General features: G+C 49.4%; 14 protein-coding genes. 7 read left to right on the plus strand and 7 right to left on the minus strand.

Translation table 11 applies throughout. The annotated features are described in order from the left end of the window. Positions 1-54: 54 nt before the first annotated feature. The 3 genes from ACKWJN_RS09150 (at position 55) to ACKWJN_RS09160 (ending at position 2,365) form a co-directional block, all read left to right on the plus strand. Positions 55-1,044, plus strand: a complete 990-nt coding sequence (locus ACKWJN_RS09150) for a Bug family tripartite tricarboxylate transporter substrate binding protein (RefSeq protein ID WP_408596210.1) — start codon at positions 55-57, stop codon at positions 1,042-1,044. 37 nt (positions 1,045-1,081) lie between these two features. Continuing rightward, positions 1,082-1,477: a RidA family protein gene (locus ACKWJN_RS09155; protein WP_408596212.1), complete on the plus strand. Its 396-nt coding sequence runs from the start codon at positions 1,082-1,084 to the stop codon at positions 1,475-1,477. A gap of 297 nt (positions 1,478-1,774) precedes the next feature. Continuing rightward, a complete protein-coding gene (locus ACKWJN_RS09160) occupies positions 1,775-2,365 on the plus strand; it encodes an SRPBCC family protein (protein ID WP_408596214.1) in 591 nt (196 codons plus the stop codon). Positions 2,366-2,378: 13 nt separating this feature from the next. Here the strand turns inward: ACKWJN_RS09160 and ACKWJN_RS09165 are convergent, their stop codons facing one another. The 3 genes from ACKWJN_RS09165 to egtB are packed head-to-tail and all read right to left on the minus strand — an operon-like array spanning position 2,379 to position 4,883. After that, the gene (locus ACKWJN_RS09165) at positions 2,379-2,663 is read right to left on the minus strand and encodes a DUF427 domain-containing protein (protein ID WP_408596216.1); all 285 of its coding nucleotides are present in this window, start codon (positions 2,661-2,663) and stop codon (positions 2,379-2,381) included. A 10-nt stretch (positions 2,664-2,673) separates the two neighbouring features. Beyond that, the gene (gene egtD, locus ACKWJN_RS09170; RefSeq protein ID WP_408596217.1) at positions 2,674-3,621 is read right to left on the minus strand and encodes an L-histidine N(alpha)-methyltransferase; all 948 of its coding nucleotides are present in this window, start codon (positions 3,619-3,621) and stop codon (positions 2,674-2,676) included. Further along, positions 3,618-4,883, minus strand: coding sequence for an ergothioneine biosynthesis protein EgtB (egtB, locus tag ACKWJN_RS09175; protein WP_408596219.1), 1,266 nt, complete (start codon positions 4,881-4,883; stop codon positions 3,618-3,620). Before egtB ends, egtD begins: the two co-directional genes overlap by 4 nt. Before the next feature lie 190 nt (positions 4,884-5,073). On the opposite strand from egtB, the gene ACKWJN_RS09180 reads away from it, so the two are divergent. Next, the gene (locus ACKWJN_RS09180; RefSeq protein ID WP_408596221.1) at positions 5,074-5,925 is read left to right on the plus strand and encodes an SDR family NAD(P)-dependent oxidoreductase; all 852 of its coding nucleotides are present in this window, start codon (positions 5,074-5,076) and stop codon (positions 5,923-5,925) included. Positions 5,926-5,950: 25 nt separating this feature from the next. Here ACKWJN_RS09180 and ACKWJN_RS09185 read toward each other — a convergent pair whose 3' ends face one another. Then, a complete protein-coding gene (locus ACKWJN_RS09185; RefSeq protein ID WP_408596223.1) occupies positions 5,951-6,658 on the minus strand; it encodes a class II glutamine amidotransferase in 708 nt (235 codons plus the stop codon). Between the two features lie 829 nt (positions 6,659-7,487). On the opposite strand from ACKWJN_RS09185, the gene ACKWJN_RS09190 reads away from it, so the two are divergent. The 3 genes from ACKWJN_RS09190 to ACKWJN_RS09200 are packed head-to-tail and all read left to right on the plus strand — an operon-like array spanning position 7,488 to position 10,148. After that, positions 7,488-7,757: a hypothetical protein gene (locus ACKWJN_RS09190; protein WP_408596225.1), complete on the plus strand. Its 270-nt coding sequence runs from the start codon at positions 7,488-7,490 to the stop codon at positions 7,755-7,757. Further along, on the plus strand, positions 7,720-8,937 hold the full coding sequence (locus ACKWJN_RS09195; RefSeq protein ID WP_408596227.1) for a CoA transferase: 1,218 nt from the start codon (positions 7,720-7,722) through the stop codon (positions 8,935-8,937). The genes ACKWJN_RS09190 and ACKWJN_RS09195 overlap by 38 nt, the downstream gene beginning before the upstream one ends. 29 nt (positions 8,938-8,966) lie before the next feature. Continuing rightward, positions 8,967-10,148 carry an acyl-CoA dehydrogenase family protein gene (locus tag ACKWJN_RS09200; RefSeq protein WP_408596229.1) on the plus strand — a complete coding sequence of 394 codons (1,182 nt, stop codon included), beginning with the start codon at positions 8,967-8,969 and terminating at the stop codon, positions 10,146-10,148. Positions 10,149-10,497: 349 nt separating this feature from the next. Here the strand turns inward: ACKWJN_RS09200 and ACKWJN_RS09205 are convergent, their stop codons facing one another. The 3 genes from ACKWJN_RS09205 to ACKWJN_RS09215 all read right to left on the minus strand — a co-directional run bounded on the left by ACKWJN_RS09205 (position 10,498) and on the right by ACKWJN_RS09215 (position 14,216). Next, the gene (locus tag ACKWJN_RS09205) at positions 10,498-11,745 is read right to left on the minus strand and encodes a CaiB/BaiF CoA transferase family protein (protein ID WP_408596231.1); all 1,248 of its coding nucleotides are present in this window, start codon (positions 11,743-11,745) and stop codon (positions 10,498-10,500) included. An 86-nt stretch (positions 11,746-11,831) separates the two neighbouring features. Next, positions 11,832-12,995 carry an acyl-CoA dehydrogenase family protein gene (locus ACKWJN_RS09210; protein WP_408596233.1) on the minus strand — a complete coding sequence of 388 codons (1,164 nt, stop codon included), beginning with the start codon at positions 12,993-12,995 and terminating at the stop codon, positions 11,832-11,834. A 66-nt stretch (positions 12,996-13,061) separates the two neighbouring features. Next, positions 13,062-14,216 (minus strand): acyl-CoA dehydrogenase family protein, encoded by a 1,155-nt coding sequence (locus ACKWJN_RS09215; protein ID WP_408596235.1) that lies wholly within the window; start codon positions 14,214-14,216, stop codon positions 13,062-13,064. Between the last annotated feature and the right edge of the window lie 430 nt (positions 14,217-14,646).

Here is a 14,646-nt window from a genome sequence, read left to right on the forward strand (position 1 = left end):
GGGTCTTTGGTTGGGTAGATCTGCTAACCTGTTCATCACTACGAAGGGTCCCCCATGCGAAAAGTAAGCACACGTCGGCTTCAGTTGCTGATCACACTCACCCTGACCTTGGCGTCTGGCTTCAGCTCTGTGGCTTGGGCACAGGCCTATCCCAACAAGTCAATCCGACTTGTTGTGCCTCAGGCGCCTGGTGGGGGCTCGGACACCATTGGCCGCTTCATTGCTCAAAAACTCGGTGAAAACCTCGGCCAGCAAGTGGTGGTTGACAACAAGCCAGGCGCAGCCGGAATGCTTGGCGCTGAGATCGTCAAACAAGCTCCGCCCGATGGTTACACGCTTCTCTTGAGTGCAATCGATACGATCACAGCACCGTTGGTGAGTCAACGTGCTCCTTTTGATGGCGTCAAAGACTTTGCGCCTGTGACGCAATTGGCGCAGTCTCCGAACGTTTGGGTGGTGGGCCCTGCTTTTGATGGAGGGACGCTCAAAGACCTCATCAGCAAAGCCAAAGCAAATCCCAAAAAGATTGACTACGCCTCATCTGGTGTGGGTGGCATGCAGCACTTGGCGGGTGAAATGCTCAACAAGATGGCCCATGTCGAGCTCGCGCACGTGCCCTACAAGGGTGGCCCACCTGCGTTTACAGATGTGGTCGGTGGTCGCGTTCCCGTCATGGTGTCGGGCATCCAAGGGGCTATCCCTCAAATCAAAGCAGGCAAAGTCCGAGCTTTGGCCGTCACTGGGAAAAAGCGCACGCCTGTATTGCCGGACGTTCCAACTGTCGGTGAAGCACTTGGCTTACCTGACTACGAGGCATTGAATTGGCAAGGCTTGGTATTTCCTGCAGGCACACCGATGTCGATCGTTGATCGTGTCGCCACCGAAGTCATCAAGATTTTGGCGCAACCAGAAACGCGCGAGAAACTGGCCGCATTAGGCTATGAGCCGGTTGGCAATACGCCTGCCCAATTCAATGCCCTGATGCATGAAGAGCAAAAGCGTTGGGGTGCCATCATCAAAGCAGCAAACATCACATCTGAATGAATCAACTCTGAGTTGACTCTTAAAAAGGAAATTTCAAATGGAAATCAAACGCGGCAACCCAGAGGGGATGAAGAATGTTCGAGCCAGTGTTTACAACCACTATGTTCGAGTGGACCAGCCCAAGAGCCTGATTTTTGTCTCAGGGCAGGTCTCACGTGACAGCGATGGTCAACAAGTTGGCCAAGGCAGCATGCTTGAACAAACGCGTCAGTGCATTCGTAACATTGAAAAGAGCCTCAAGGCCGCAGGAGCGGGTTTGTCTGACATCGTTTGGACCACGGTGTACACCACTGATATCCGCGAATTCAAACAGATTGTTGCAGCCCGTGAAGAATTCTTCAAAGACAACTTGCCCACCAGCACCATGGTCGAAGTTGCTCATTTGGCCGATCCCGGACTGATGGTCGAAATTCAGGTCATTGCAGCAGCGTGATTCACTGGGCTTATTCGGCTCTACAAAGTCATGAATCGTCCCATTGACTAGATCGCACCTTTTTGCAGTCGCAGCTCAAGTTCAAGTGGGGTTTTGCCATTGATCGGGCTTGAACGAGTTTTGCTGATGTGACGTCGACTTGAACGAAGCCGCTGCTACTTTTAGGACACCGCCAAGAAAAAAGCACCGGGACTTTCATCTAGGTGCTTTTTCATCGGGTATTTTTGAACCATCGGTTGTGACAAATAAGCAGAGCAGTTCAGAATGACAATGAAGAAGCTACCTCTCACACCGACCATGGTTAAAAAAGTCTCGGTGCGTCATGTATTGAATTGCCTCATCTTCAGTGCGTTATGCGGTCATATGTCGATCTGCAAAGCCTCAGAAAAAAAACCTGAAAGTGACGTTTCAGTTTCGGTTCATCAATCAGGTAACAGTTTTGAAGTCGACGTCTCCTACTTGACGCATATGGATGCTTGCAATGCCTTTGCATTCATTACCAATTATGAAGATGCGAAAAATATCACAGGCATCATTGAATCAAAGATCATTTCAAGAACCGACAACAAGGTGGTCGTTGAACGCAAGGCCAAGGAAACGGTTCTTTTGTTTCATATTGAAATTAGCTCGACCATTGAATACACAGAAATTCCATATGTAGGACTGAATTTTGAGCAAATTCACGGTGACAACAAAATCTACAGAGGAACTTGGCGGCTGGATTCAAAAGATGGACTGACCAGGCTGACTTATCACAGCTTGATTGAACCGGGCTTCAACGCACCCAAATTTGTCATGGCGTACTTCATTAGAAACAGCATTCGCCATCGATTTGAGTCCATGGCAGCAAGAGCAGCCGGGCACTTGAACAGTTCAAAATGTCCCTGAAAGAGGTCCGGGTCTAGTCGTTGACAACCGACACACCCTTCCAGAATGCCACCCGATTAGCAACCTGAAGGGCTTGGGGTTTTGGGTTTGGATAAAACCAAGCAGCGGCCTCATTCACTTGACCGTCCACAGTCACATCGTAGTAATGAGCCACCCCTTTCCAAGGACAGGTGGTTTGCTTGGCAGAGGCTTGAAAAAATGCTTTGTTCAAGGCGCTGCTGGGGAAGTAATGGTTGCCTTCCACCATGACGGTCTGGTCGGAGGTTGCCAAAACTTGGTTGTTCCAAATAGCCTTCATCATTCGCTCCTTATGCTGTTTCAAAATCTGGTATGTCGAACCAAAGCAAACCAAACCAGCGGTTTGGATCTGTCCAAACCGGACCAGACTTTAAGCCTTGCTTCTCTGCGATGTCTTGTATCTTGTCGATCGAGTATTTGTATGAATTTTCAGTATGAAGCGTTTCCCCCTCTTCAAAGACAAACGACTGATTCTTCAGCACAACCTCTTGTTTCTTGAGGCTCACCAAATGCATTTCAACGCGGTGTTGAGGAGCGTTGTAAAAAGCCCAATGAGCAAACTGCGAAACATCGAAGTTGGCATTGAGCTCGCGATTTGCGCGAGTCAGAAGATTCGAATTGAATGCGGCCGTGATTCCTTGCGCATCGTTGTACGCTTGGTGAATGATTTGCGGGGGCTTGAGTAAATCTACGCCGAGCAAAAGTCCGCCTGCTGGTAAATGCTTGGCGCAGTTGGCAAAAAAACTGTCCACCTCAGTGGGTAAAAAATTACCAATGGTTGAGCCAGGGAAAAACGCAATTCGGCGTTGTGTTGCTTTGTGAGGGAGCGGCAACGACCAATCATGTGTGTAATCGGCCACGATCGGGGAAACCGCCAGTTGTGGAAATTCACGCTGCAAATCTCGCGCGGCAGCCGTCAGGTGATCCCCCGAAATGTCCATAGGCAAAAACGACGTGGGCGAATCGAGTTGCCGCAACAACAAACGAACTTTCGTCAAAGCACCAGCGCCTAATTCAATCAATTCTGCGTGAGGGCCCATGTGTTGAGCCATAGCGCCTGAATGATGGCTCAGAATCGACAACTCCGTTTTAGTTGGGTAGTACTCAGGCAGATCACAAATCTGGTCGAACAAGGCCGATCCATTTGCATCGTAGAAATACTTGGGCGATATGTGCTTGTTCTCGCTTGACAAGGCCGCTAGCAAGTCATTTTCAAAGTGATTGACAGGGTTATTCATTGCTTGCAATCTCTGGCCAATCTAAGCCCGGTAATTTGCCACTGGGCCGCAGGGGGGAAAAAGTTTCGATAAGTCTTTCGTGCATGTCCTGCTGGCGTTGCCCAGCTGGAGCCCCTCAGCACTTGCTGACCCACCATGAATTTGCCGTTGTATTCTCGAATAGCCCCTGAGTTCGCTTGAAAGCCCGGATACGGTTCATACGAGGATCTGGTCCATTGCCAAACGCTGCCTTGCATTTGGTTGATTTTTGGGTGCCCAAAAGCAAGTTCCCATTCGAATTCTGTGGGCAAACGTGCACCTGACCATTGCGAAAAAGCTTCTGCTTCAAAAAAGTTCAAATGCGATACAGGTTCATTCAAATTCAATTCACGCAATCCATTGACTCCGAAAACTTGCCATTCTTGGCTTGAATTGCGAGGGCTGTTCGGTGAAAACCAATAGGTCGGTGCTGAAGTCTGCGTTTGGCTCACCCATGACCACCCTTCTGAAAGCCACCAAGAGGGATTTTGATACCCCCCGTCAAGAATGAACGTCAAGAACTCACCCTGAGTCACGAGTTGGTCAGACATTTCAAAAGCATTCAACCAGCGTTTATGGCGTGGTTGCTCGTTGTCAAAAGCAAACTCGGATTTTTCTTCAAGTGCTTGGCCAAACTCATACAGACCAGATTCAAATTGAATCCAATGGGGTCTTGTATCAAGCGCGTGAGGGGCTGAGTCGAATGAAAAAAGCAAACGGCTATCAGGCAGAAAAGGGTGACAAGAAAACAAATGCAATGCGTCAGTCACCATCAGTTCTTGGTGCTGTTGTTCGTGATGGATGCCCAACACAATCAAATCAAGAACGTCATTGTTGAGATTTGACTGAGCCAGCCACAGCGCCATTGCACGGGTGACGTGGGCACGGTAAGCCATCACCTCCGACAGAGAGGGTCTTGTGATGAGGCCTCTTTGTGGGCGAGGTTGGCGTGGGCCCAAGCTTTCGTAATAAGAGTTGAATAAATAGCTGAATGACTCACTGAATTTTTCGTAGCCCGCGCAGTGGGCCAGCAAAACGACAGACTCAAAAAACCATGTGGTGTGACCTAAATGCCATTTGATGGGACTTGCATCTGGCATGGATTGAACGCATTGATCTTCTTCAGATAAGCGAGAGACCAACTGCTCGGTCTGATCTCGCAAGAATTCAAAGGCTTGGCATAGGTTTTCGTTCAAGACAATTTTCAAGAGGGCGCTTTCAATGGAATTGTCTAAGGGGCGCATGTTGCCATGCTGCCCAACTCAAAACAAAAAAATTCTAGCTGAAAGGCTCACATTCAGTGCTGTCCTTGAATGCAACGCGACGGTGCAGGTGGCTTTGCAAACCCGCCCAATCGATTGAGTCTTGATCTAGTCACAACGCTATGGCATTGTGGAGGTAAATTATTTGATCCGCACAGGAAAGCCATCCCCCATGAAAAATGAGTTTTACATTCCAGGCCAAGTAGCAATGGTCACGGGCGGCAATGTTGGCATTGGACGTGTCACAGCGATTGAGCTGGCGAAAAAAGGTTTTCAAGTCGTCATAGCGGGCCGTTCCCTTGAAAGAACGCAACCGGTCTTGGATCACATCCAATCGCTGGCAGTGGATGCGCCGGCCATATTTATTCCCCTGGATTTAGCCAGCCTAGCCTCAGTGAGAGAGTGCGCGCGACTTTTTATGCAACTCAATTTGCCGTTACACCTCCTCGTCAATAACGCGGGTGTGGCAGGGCTCAAGGGCATGACTCAAGATGGATTTGAGATGGCGTTTGGCGTGAATCACTTGGGTCACTTTTTACTGACCCAGTTGCTGCTGGAGAAGTTGATATCGTCTGGCCCTTCTCGTGTCGTGACAGTGTCAAGCCGAGCGCACAAGCGAACACCTGGCATTGACTGGGATGACCTGAGTCGGCCTACCCGCACTTGGACCGGCATTCGGGAATACGCGGTTTCAAAATTAGCCAATTTACTCTTCAGCTCAGAACTGGCAAAACGAATGAATGGGACTTCAGTGTCCACCTACGCTCTGCACCCAGGCGTCGTGGATACGGAGATCTGGCGCGCCCTCCCAGACTGGGCACGTCCTCTCTTGAGGCTTCGTGGTTTTCTGACACCAGAAGAAGGGGCTCGTACAACTTTGCACTGCGCAATGCATGCACCCCAAACAGAGTCAGGCTTGTACTACGCAGACTCTCAACCAACACAAGCGTCAGCCTTAGGACAGGATTCTGAATTGGCAACAAACCTCTGGGAGCGCAGCGAAGTTTGGGTCAATCACCGTTAGCCAAGAGAGACCCGTTCTTTTCAGGTCAGAGCTTGATTTTGAAATCCGTCAATCCATACTCAGTCCAATGAACACCCGTAGTCTCCTCAACTTTGAACCAATGCGCTGCCTCAGAATCTGAGGGTTCTGATGCAATGGTCGTGATGGGGTTGAGGCCCGCTTCGCTGGCGCGTGTGTGAGGGCGACCAAAATACATGCTGGGTGATTGGTCATCGCTTGAATATCTGAATGCCCACATTTCTTTGCCATTGGTCACAGCACAAGAGATGCGCATGGGCTCATCTGAATGATGCCTGTCCATGATGCGGGTCACATCGCGCAAGGTTTCTTGAATAGCGGCAATAGGGTCGTGAATCAAACCCTTGCTGAGTGCCACCAGAAACAGGGCTTCGCTGTCTGTTGTGCCCTCTCTGTGGGGGTAGTGCACATGGTCAATCAAGTCTTCAACCTCTTTTCGACAGTTGTGCCAGTTGCCAATTTTTCCGTTGTGCATGAAGGTCCAGTTTTGCCAAATAAACGGATGGCAATTGCTTCTGTTCACCGCAGTACCGGTGGTGGCACGTACATGTGCAAAAAATAGCTTGGTCTGAATATGCGCTGCAATCGATCGCAGGTTGCTGTCGTTCCAAGCAGGCAGGATATCTTTGAACAGGCCGGGCGTGGTGCGTTTGGTGTACCAAGCAACGCCAAATCCATCGCCATTTGTCACCCAAGTAGATTGGGTTGCAGCCAAGCTTTGACTCACAATGGAATGCTGTTGATGAAAGATCAAGTCTTCAAGATAAATTTCTGGACCTGCATAAGCAACCCATCTGCACATGATGACCTCGGCTAAAAAAAAGACATGCCCGCAAGTCTATGGGAGTTCATGCAGTTTGAAAAACACTGACGGTTTGCTGGCTGCATTGCAAGGTGACCTGCTCAGCACGTCCGCTGACTTCCTCGACGAAGTGAAGGCTGAATACGAGGCGCTATGCAGGTCTGAGCTGGATTCCCAAACTGATGTTTAGAACACCACCGGGGCATAGACCAAGAAAAAAGCACCGAGACTTTCATCTAGGTGCTTTTTCATTGGGTATTTTTGGTGGGCAGTACAAGTTTCGAACTTGTGACCCCTGCAGTGTGAAGACTAAAGCACTTTGCCATTTTCCTATTTAAAATCAACAAGTTAACTCATCACGCCGGGGCCAAAGTAGTATAGTTGTAGTATAGAGGTGAATTATAAGGTTTTACTTTTTTATTCAATTTTAGAACTTATAGGACATCAAGCGTAAAGAGTCTTTACGCTTGTGCGTTTTGAACTCTCAACGTACACACGTTCGCAAGTCACAACACGCGCCAAAGTGTATAGAGGTTTGGGGGAATGCCACCTCATTGAGCTATCTGTGAATAGCTAGAAGGCTCTAACCCGCATAAAGCTTGAATTTTTCGATGGCACTGTTTTCTGTTAAGTTGTGTTGCAGTTCGTACTTGAATCAGCCATTTGACAAGCTGGGATCGAAACGGGTTGTTGCTTGAATAAACTACCTTGCCCCAATCGTGCACAAACAAAGGGACTACCCATGACCCAAAGTCTTAAACAACATAGGTGTGTGGCTTTCCTGAAGGCAGGCCTTGCTGTCATGTTGCTCGTCGACAACCGCGGCAGGGCTGAGCGGCATGCGGCTTTTTGTGTGATGACACCCGATGTGTCCGCCACCGGTCAACACACCTCAACAAACCTCAACAAACCTGTCAAACTGCATCGCCTAGCTTTGACTATATTCAAACGGGGAAAACAAAGTCTCACCCATCATGTCTTATCCTCTGATCAAAAACTTGCGCGTGATTGAAAGTTCGGCTTTCATCGCAGCACCATTGGCTGGCCTGACCTTGGCGCAGTACGGCGCAGACGTGATCCGCGTGGACATGATCGGAGGGGGTATCGACTATGGACGCCTGCCAATGATGCCTGGTGGGCGCAGTCTGTATTGGGCTGGCCTGAATAAAGGCAAGAGATCGATTGCCATCGATATCCGCAAACCCGAGGGACGGGAGTTACTGCGCGCCTTGGTGGTGGCGCCTGGCGATGCGGGCGGCGTGTTACTGACCAACATCGGATCTCCTTGGCTGTCGCATGAACTGTTGGTCCAAACTCGCGCAGATCTGATCTCGTGCACCATCAGCGGCAATCCGGATGGCTCTACTGCAGTGGACTACACCGTGAATGCCGCAGCCGGATTTCCAGCCATGACCGGCGACGGCAACATCCAAGCCCCAATAAATCACGTCTTGCCAGCCTGGGACATAGCATGTGCTTACCAAGCTGCGTTTGCGCTCATGGCAGCAGCGATGCAACGCGCGCTCACTGGCGCGGGTGCAGAACTGAGGCTAGCACTTTCAGATGTCGCATTCACCACTCTCTCCCACTTGGGCCTAATGGCTGAAGCTGAACTTCTCGGAATGGATCGCCCTTCAATCGGCAATCATATCTACGGCGCATTTGGCAGGGACTTCGGCACTTCTGATAGCCAGCGGATTATGGTGGCTGGAATTTCAGCAAGTCAATGGTCCGCTCTTTGTAACGCTTGTGAACTGGACGCATCCTTCGCAGAGATGGACGATGCAAAACGTTTCGAGGCACGCGAAACCATTGCAGCAAAAGTAGAGGCGTGGTGCCTAAAACGAGATTTCGCAGAGGTGGAGCGTGTATTCAATCTGAAAAAGGTTTGCTGGGGACGCTACCGCACCGTCTCCGACCTTATCGCTAACGATCAGCGTGTCTCCCTGGCCAACCCAGTATTCGAGCGTGTGGATATACCCGGCATCGGGGAGCACCTGACGGCTGGTGCCACGGTATCTATTGTGGGAGTCAAGCGCGAACCTGTTCATCCCGCTCCCTGGCTCGGGCAACATACAGAGGAAGTGCTTGCGCAAGTTCTAGGGCTTGGCTCAGGCGAAATTGGCGGTCTTTTCGATGCTGGCATCGTTGCAGGGCCCGATCGCGACCCTTATCACAGTAACGTAGACTGACCATCTACCAAGGGCTTGATAAAACCAGTATGACCACCTTAACTCAATCCGGATACCTCACCGATGAGCGCCGTATGCTGCAGGAAGCGGCACGGGACTTTGCGATGCAGGAAGTGCTGCCCTTGGCCAATAAACTTGACCCCGAGCGCGAAGACATGCCACGTTCGCTAATCGACAAAATGGCTGAACTCGGATACTTCGGAATCACAATTCCAGAAAAATATGGCGGTTCAGGTCTGGGATGCTTTGAGTACTGTCTCATCGCAGAAGAACTTTCGCGCGCTTGGATGAGCGTGGGATCTGTGATCGCAAGAGGCAACACCTTTATGGGTTCACAGATGTTCAACGATGCACAGCGCGCTGCGATCATGCCGCGAGTTGCACGCGGCGAATATCTTGGTGCGCTGGCCTTGTCTGAACCCGCCGCTGGCTCTGATTTGGCAAGCGTTTCATGTCGCGCACGTCGCGACGGAGAAGAATGGGTCATCACAGGTAATAAATATTGGTGTACCTTTGCTGACGCAGCTGACTTTATATTTTTACTAGCCCGCACACAACCAGAGGTAGACCCTAAGCGCAAGCATGTTGGCATCAGCGCATTCATTATCGACAAACAGCGTGGGAGCTTTCCTCCGGGCATCGCAGGTTCTTCCATTCCGAAAATTGGCTACTTTGGTTGGAAAACCTGGGAACTTGCTTTTGATAGTTTTCGCCTGCCAGCCATCGCGCTCGTCGGCGAAGAAGGACAAGCCTTCGCAGCCTTCTCTCGCGGCCTGGAAACTTACCGAGCGCACACGGCCGCTCGTTCCATCGGCCTTGCACGCGGCGCGTTGGAGGATGCAACCAAATTCGCATTGGAGCGGGTGCAATTCGACCAGCCTATTGCTAATTTCCAAGCTATCCGTTTTAAGCTTGCACAAATGGCGACCGAAATTGAAGCTGCTCGCCAACTCAACTTCCATGTTTGCACGCAAATCGACCAGGGCCAACGCTGCGATAAAGAGGCTGCAATGACCAAGCTCTTTGCCTCTGAAATGTCAGAACGCGTATGCAGTGATGCTATGCAGATTTTAGGTGGCGCAGGCTACACGACGCACTATGCGGTTGAAAGATATTGGCGGGATGCGCGTCTTACCAAAATCTTCGAAGGCACTTCTGAAATTCAGCTGAAAATCATTTCTGACCGGATTTTAGGAAGACCAGTTGGCTAAATACCAAAAAACCAACTCACTCCTTTACAACTGCAGTTTGGCAATCTGAGACGGATCGTTTCCGGCCTTCCTGAGCGAGTAAATCTGAGATCTTCAGCTTGGCTGAGGTGTTTGTAGGACATAAGCAACTTCGACTGCCAAGCCAAGAAGCTTTGAACGTTAAACATCCTCAGCCACCCACCCATCAGTTAATCAAAGTTACATTTCATATCTGAATCCGCCTCAGTAAAACGATATTTATTAAGGGCTATTGCGAGCTTGTTCGATTATGTCTCGCAGAGTCGACACTATCTCATCAGGAACCTATTGATATGGAGGATGATGGATTTAAATTGATTTAAAAAGGGGCTCAAATTATGTGTTTAGCTCGCAGTATGTCCAGTTCTTCGTCGCTCAAGTCAATCAACTCTTTGAGCACCTCTTGTGTATGCTGTCCCAGCCCCGGAGGAGGTAAGTCTTTGCGAACGGGGGTTAGGCTAAGTTTGATTGGGCTTGAAACTAACTCAACCGGTCCGCTTATAGGGTGTTGCCACATTGTCACCATGTCACGCGAGCGCACATGCGGATCAGCAAACACTTCGGCTAAATTATTAATGGCACCACAGGGAACTTTTGCAGCTTCTAGCGCACTGAGCCAGTCAGTTTTTAAGCGCGTTTTAAATATGACCTCAAGAAGTGGTACCAGACTGTCACGATAGCGAACGCGATCAGCATTTTTCGCAAACCGTGGATCAGTGGCCAATTCAGGATGCCCCGCCACTGCACAGAATTTGGCAAACTGACCATCGTTCCCCACGGCCAGAATCATGTGGTCTTTATGGCCTTCTATTTCAGAAGCTACTTCAAACACTTGATAGGGCACCACATTTTGATGCGCATTGCCGGAACGCCCAGGAATTTTCCCCTCCTTTTGTCCAGAGACCAGATAGTTTGCACCTAAGTTAGCGAGCATGGCCACTTGTGTGTCCAGCAAAGCCATGTCCACATGTTGTCCTTGACCAGTTGCTTCCGCATGCCGAAGAGCTGCCAAGATGCCGACCGAGGCATACATCCCAGTGAACAAATCGGCCACGGCAACTCCCACTTTTTGCGGTCCGCCGCCTAAGTCGTCGCGTTCACCAGTAATGCTCATCAAACCACCTATGCCTTGTACCGCATAGTCGTAACCCGCACGCTCGCGGTAGGGACCTGTCTGACCAAACCCAGTAATGCTGCAATAGACCAAGCGGGGGTGTAGTTGGCTCAAAGAGGCGAAGTCCAATCCATAACGCGCCATATCGCCGACTTTGAAGTTCTCAATGAACACATGACAAGTCATCACCAGTTGACGAATTAAGGCCTGACCTTCCGGTGTGGCAATGTCACAGGTGACAGAACGCTTGTTGCGGTTGGTACCCAAGTAATATGCGGCATCACCCGTATCTGATCCATTCGGGTCTAGCAAAAAGGGAGGGCCCCAACCACGTGTGTCGTCACCTGCGCCAGGGAGTTCGATCTTAATCACGTCGGCACCTAAGTCAGCGAGTGTTTGGGTGCACCATGGTCCGGCGAGTACACGCGATAGGTCGAGAATGCGAATGCCGTGAAGTGAGTTCATACGCAAATTGTGAGGCATATTGTCATTGTTCTGAAAACTTTGAAGCGGAGATTTCAGCAAGTCCTATTATTGAGCTGACTGAACACCTAGTAAGACCTGGGCAATCCCAACACTTTTTCTGCGATGAAGCACAGGATAAGTTGTGGGCTCACAGGCGCAAGACGTGGGATCCAAGACTCACGTAAATATCGTTCCACATGAAATTCTTTGGCGTAACCCATTCCTCCGTGAGTAAAGATGGCATTTTCGCAAGCGTGGTAACAAGCCTCCGCCGCAAGGTATTTCGCGCTATTTGCTTCAGCGGCACATGGCAAATGTTGATCGTAGAGCCATGCCGCCTTTTGAACCATCAAGTTGGCGGCTTCAAGTTCCATCCAAGATTTAGCCAAAGGATGCTGGATACCTTGGTTTTGACCAATTTGGCGATCAAAAACTTCACGCTCATTTGCGTAACTGCTTGCACGTTTTAATGCAGCACGCCCCAAGCCCACAGCCTCACTCGCAATCAAAATTCGTTCAGGGTTCAAACCATGCAAGATGTAGCTAAAGCCCTCACCCTCCTGACCTATAAGGTCTTCAAGGGGAATTTGTAAACCGTCAATAAACACCATATTTGAATCAATACACTTGCGGCCCATCTTGTCAATTTCTTTGACTTCAACTTTGCTGCGATCTATATCGGTATAGAACAAGCTCAAACCTTGAGTTCCTGTGCATTTGTCAAGGGATGTTGTACGCGCCAGAAGCAACATCTTGTTTGCTACTTGGGCCGTGCTGATCCATACTTTCTGCCCTTGCACCACATAGTGATTGCCATTGCGAACAGCGAGCGTCTTGAGCTTCAAGGTATTGAGCCCAGTATTGGGTTCTGTAACCGCGAAGCAGGCGCGGTCAGTTCCTGCAATCAGCGGCGGCAACCAACGTTTCTTTTGTTCGTCGGAACCAAACACAACAACTGGATGAAGTCCAAAAATATTCATGTGGACCGCAGATGCTCCAGAGAAACCAGCCCCAGTTGCAGAAATCGTATGCATCATGAGCGCAGCCTCATTGATGCCTAATCCTGCGCCGCCGAATTCCTCAGGCATGGCAATCCCTAACCAGCCCGAGTCAGCCAGCGCACGATGAAAGTCATCAGGAAAACCTCCATCTTGGTCTTTGCGTAACCAATAGTCGGCATTGAAGGGCGCACAGACTCGCTCAATGGCCTCTCGAATTTGTTCGTGATCAGGTAACAGCGCAAAGTTCATTGAGAAGTTCCAGTCAGAACAGTGCGGCGAGAGAGAATAACTTTTAAAAACTGCCGGTAACTGGGCTTAACGACTTGCTTCGCGCAACATGTTGCGGCCGATGATGATTTGTTGTATTTGAGTCGTACCTTCGTACAAACGGAATAAACGTACATCTCGATAAAACCGCTCAATCCCGTAATCAGAAATGTAACCAGCCCCGCCAAGAATTTGCACAGCTCGATCAGCGACGCGGCCACACATTTCAGAAGCGAACATCTTGCAGCAAGAAGCCTCAGTCGACACTTCAAACCCTTCGTCACGCTTTCGCGCTGCGTCAATCACCATGCATTCAGCAGCGTACAACTCGGCCTTGCTATCGGCCAACATGGCCTGCACCAGTTGAAATTCAGCGATCGATTTGCCAAACTGTTTTCGGTCCACCGCATAGTTCAGTGCATCGTTCAATATTCGTTGAGCCACACCCACGCAAACAGCAGCAATGTGGATACGTCCTTTTTCAAGCACCTTCATTGCGGTCTTAAACCCCTGCCCTTCTTGACCACCAATGAGGTTCGCAGCAGGCACCCTCACATTGTCAAAAATCACGTCACATGTGTGAGCCCCTTTTTGGCCCATCTTCTTGTCAATTTTCCCCAAACTGATGCCCGGTGATTTGGCATCTACGATGAATGCGGAGACGCCATTAGCGCCCTTGATTTTTGGGTTGGTCCGGGCCATCAACGTAAAGATATTCGAGTGGGGAGCGTTGGTGATGTAACGCTTTGTGCCGTTCACCAAATACACATCACCCTCTAGTATTGCTGTCGTAGTCAAAGATGCCGCATCTGATCCTGCTTCAGGTTCTGTCAACGCAAAAGAGGCCATTAATTCTCCGGTCGCCAGTTTAGGCAAGTAGTAGGTTTTTTGTTCGAGTGTGCCATCCATCAAAATGCCTTGCGATCCGATGCCTACTGTTGTGCCAATCACAGATCGAAATGCTGGTGAGGTTTTGCACAGTTCAAACAATAAACGTGACTCCTCTTCCATGGTCAACTCAAGCCCACCATAGCACTCAGGGATGGTCAATCCGAACAATCCCATCTCGCGCATTTCTTGCACTATCGCTGGAGGAATTTGATCCGTTTCGGCTACTTCATTTTCTGCAGGAACTAAGCGTTCACGCACAAAACGTCTTACCGATTCGAGCAGAGCTTCAAAGGTTTGTGTGTCTCTAATCATTTGAATTTAAAAGTTTCGTGGGTACAGAACAATGCAGTGAATTGAATTAGCTTGTTGCCGCCAAGACGTTAGGCAAAAGAACATTTGCAAAACTTCACTTGACGATCTACACATTGACGATTCAATTAAGCCGCGTCATCAGCTTTTAGTTTATCCACTTACCACGTTACATCCAATGTAATGTTGTAACCCACGCCAAGAAACAGTTTGTCTGTCCAGTGTTACCTTACTTTAAGCGACTCTTTATTCGTACTTTTTAAATTTTTTTGTTCTATCTTGTGCAACAAATTGCATAACTTTTTTTCACATGAATCAGTCGTGGTCCGTCATTTCTTGATTAAGGGTTTACTCTCTTTTTCGAATTGTTTAATTCGACGCTAATTTAATTTATTCAATTTAGTAAATTGCTAGTTGACGCCTAACAGGGAGA

It is taken from the genome of Limnohabitans sp. (assembly GCF_046052825.1).
Taxonomy (GTDB): domain Bacteria; phylum Pseudomonadota; class Gammaproteobacteria; order Burkholderiales; family Burkholderiaceae_C; genus Limnohabitans.

Bases quoted from the DNA above. Each gene is read 5' to 3' on its own strand.
- ACKWJN_RS09150 (WP_408596210.1), top strand. From the start codon at position 55: ATGCGAAAAGTAAGCACACGTCGGCTTCAGTTGCTGATCACACTCACC.
- ACKWJN_RS09155 (WP_408596212.1), top strand. From the start codon at position 1,082: ATGGAAATCAAACGCGGCAACCCAGAGGGGATGAAGAATGTTCGAGCC.
- ACKWJN_RS09160 (WP_408596214.1), top strand. From the start codon at position 1,775: ATGGTTAAAAAAGTCTCGGTGCGTCATGTATTGAATTGCCTCATCTTC.
- ACKWJN_RS09165 (WP_408596216.1), bottom strand. From the start codon at position 2,663: ATGAAGGCTATTTGGAACAACCAAGTTTTGGCAACCTCCGACCAGACC.
- egtD (WP_408596217.1), bottom strand. From the start codon at position 3,621: ATGAATAACCCTGTCAATCACTTTGAAAATGACTTGCTAGCGGCCTTG.
- egtB (WP_408596219.1), bottom strand. From the start codon at position 4,883: ATGCGCCCCTTAGACAATTCCATTGAAAGCGCCCTCTTGAAAATTGTC.
- ACKWJN_RS09180 (WP_408596221.1), top strand. From the start codon at position 5,074: ATGAAAAATGAGTTTTACATTCCAGGCCAAGTAGCAATGGTCACGGGC.
- ACKWJN_RS09190 (WP_408596225.1), top strand. From the start codon at position 7,488: ATGACCCAAAGTCTTAAACAACATAGGTGTGTGGCTTTCCTGAAGGCA.
- ACKWJN_RS09195 (WP_408596227.1), top strand. From the start codon at position 7,720: ATGTCTTATCCTCTGATCAAAAACTTGCGCGTGATTGAAAGTTCGGCT.
- ACKWJN_RS09200 (WP_408596229.1), top strand. From the start codon at position 8,967: ATGACCACCTTAACTCAATCCGGATACCTCACCGATGAGCGCCGTATG.
- ACKWJN_RS09205 (WP_408596231.1), bottom strand. From the start codon at position 11,745: ATGAACTCACTTCACGGCATTCGCATTCTCGACCTATCGCGTGTACTC.
- ACKWJN_RS09210 (WP_408596233.1), bottom strand. From the start codon at position 12,995: ATGAACTTTGCGCTGTTACCTGATCACGAACAAATTCGAGAGGCCATT.
- ACKWJN_RS09215 (WP_408596235.1), bottom strand. From the start codon at position 14,216: ATGATTAGAGACACACAAACCTTTGAAGCTCTGCTCGAATCGGTAAGA.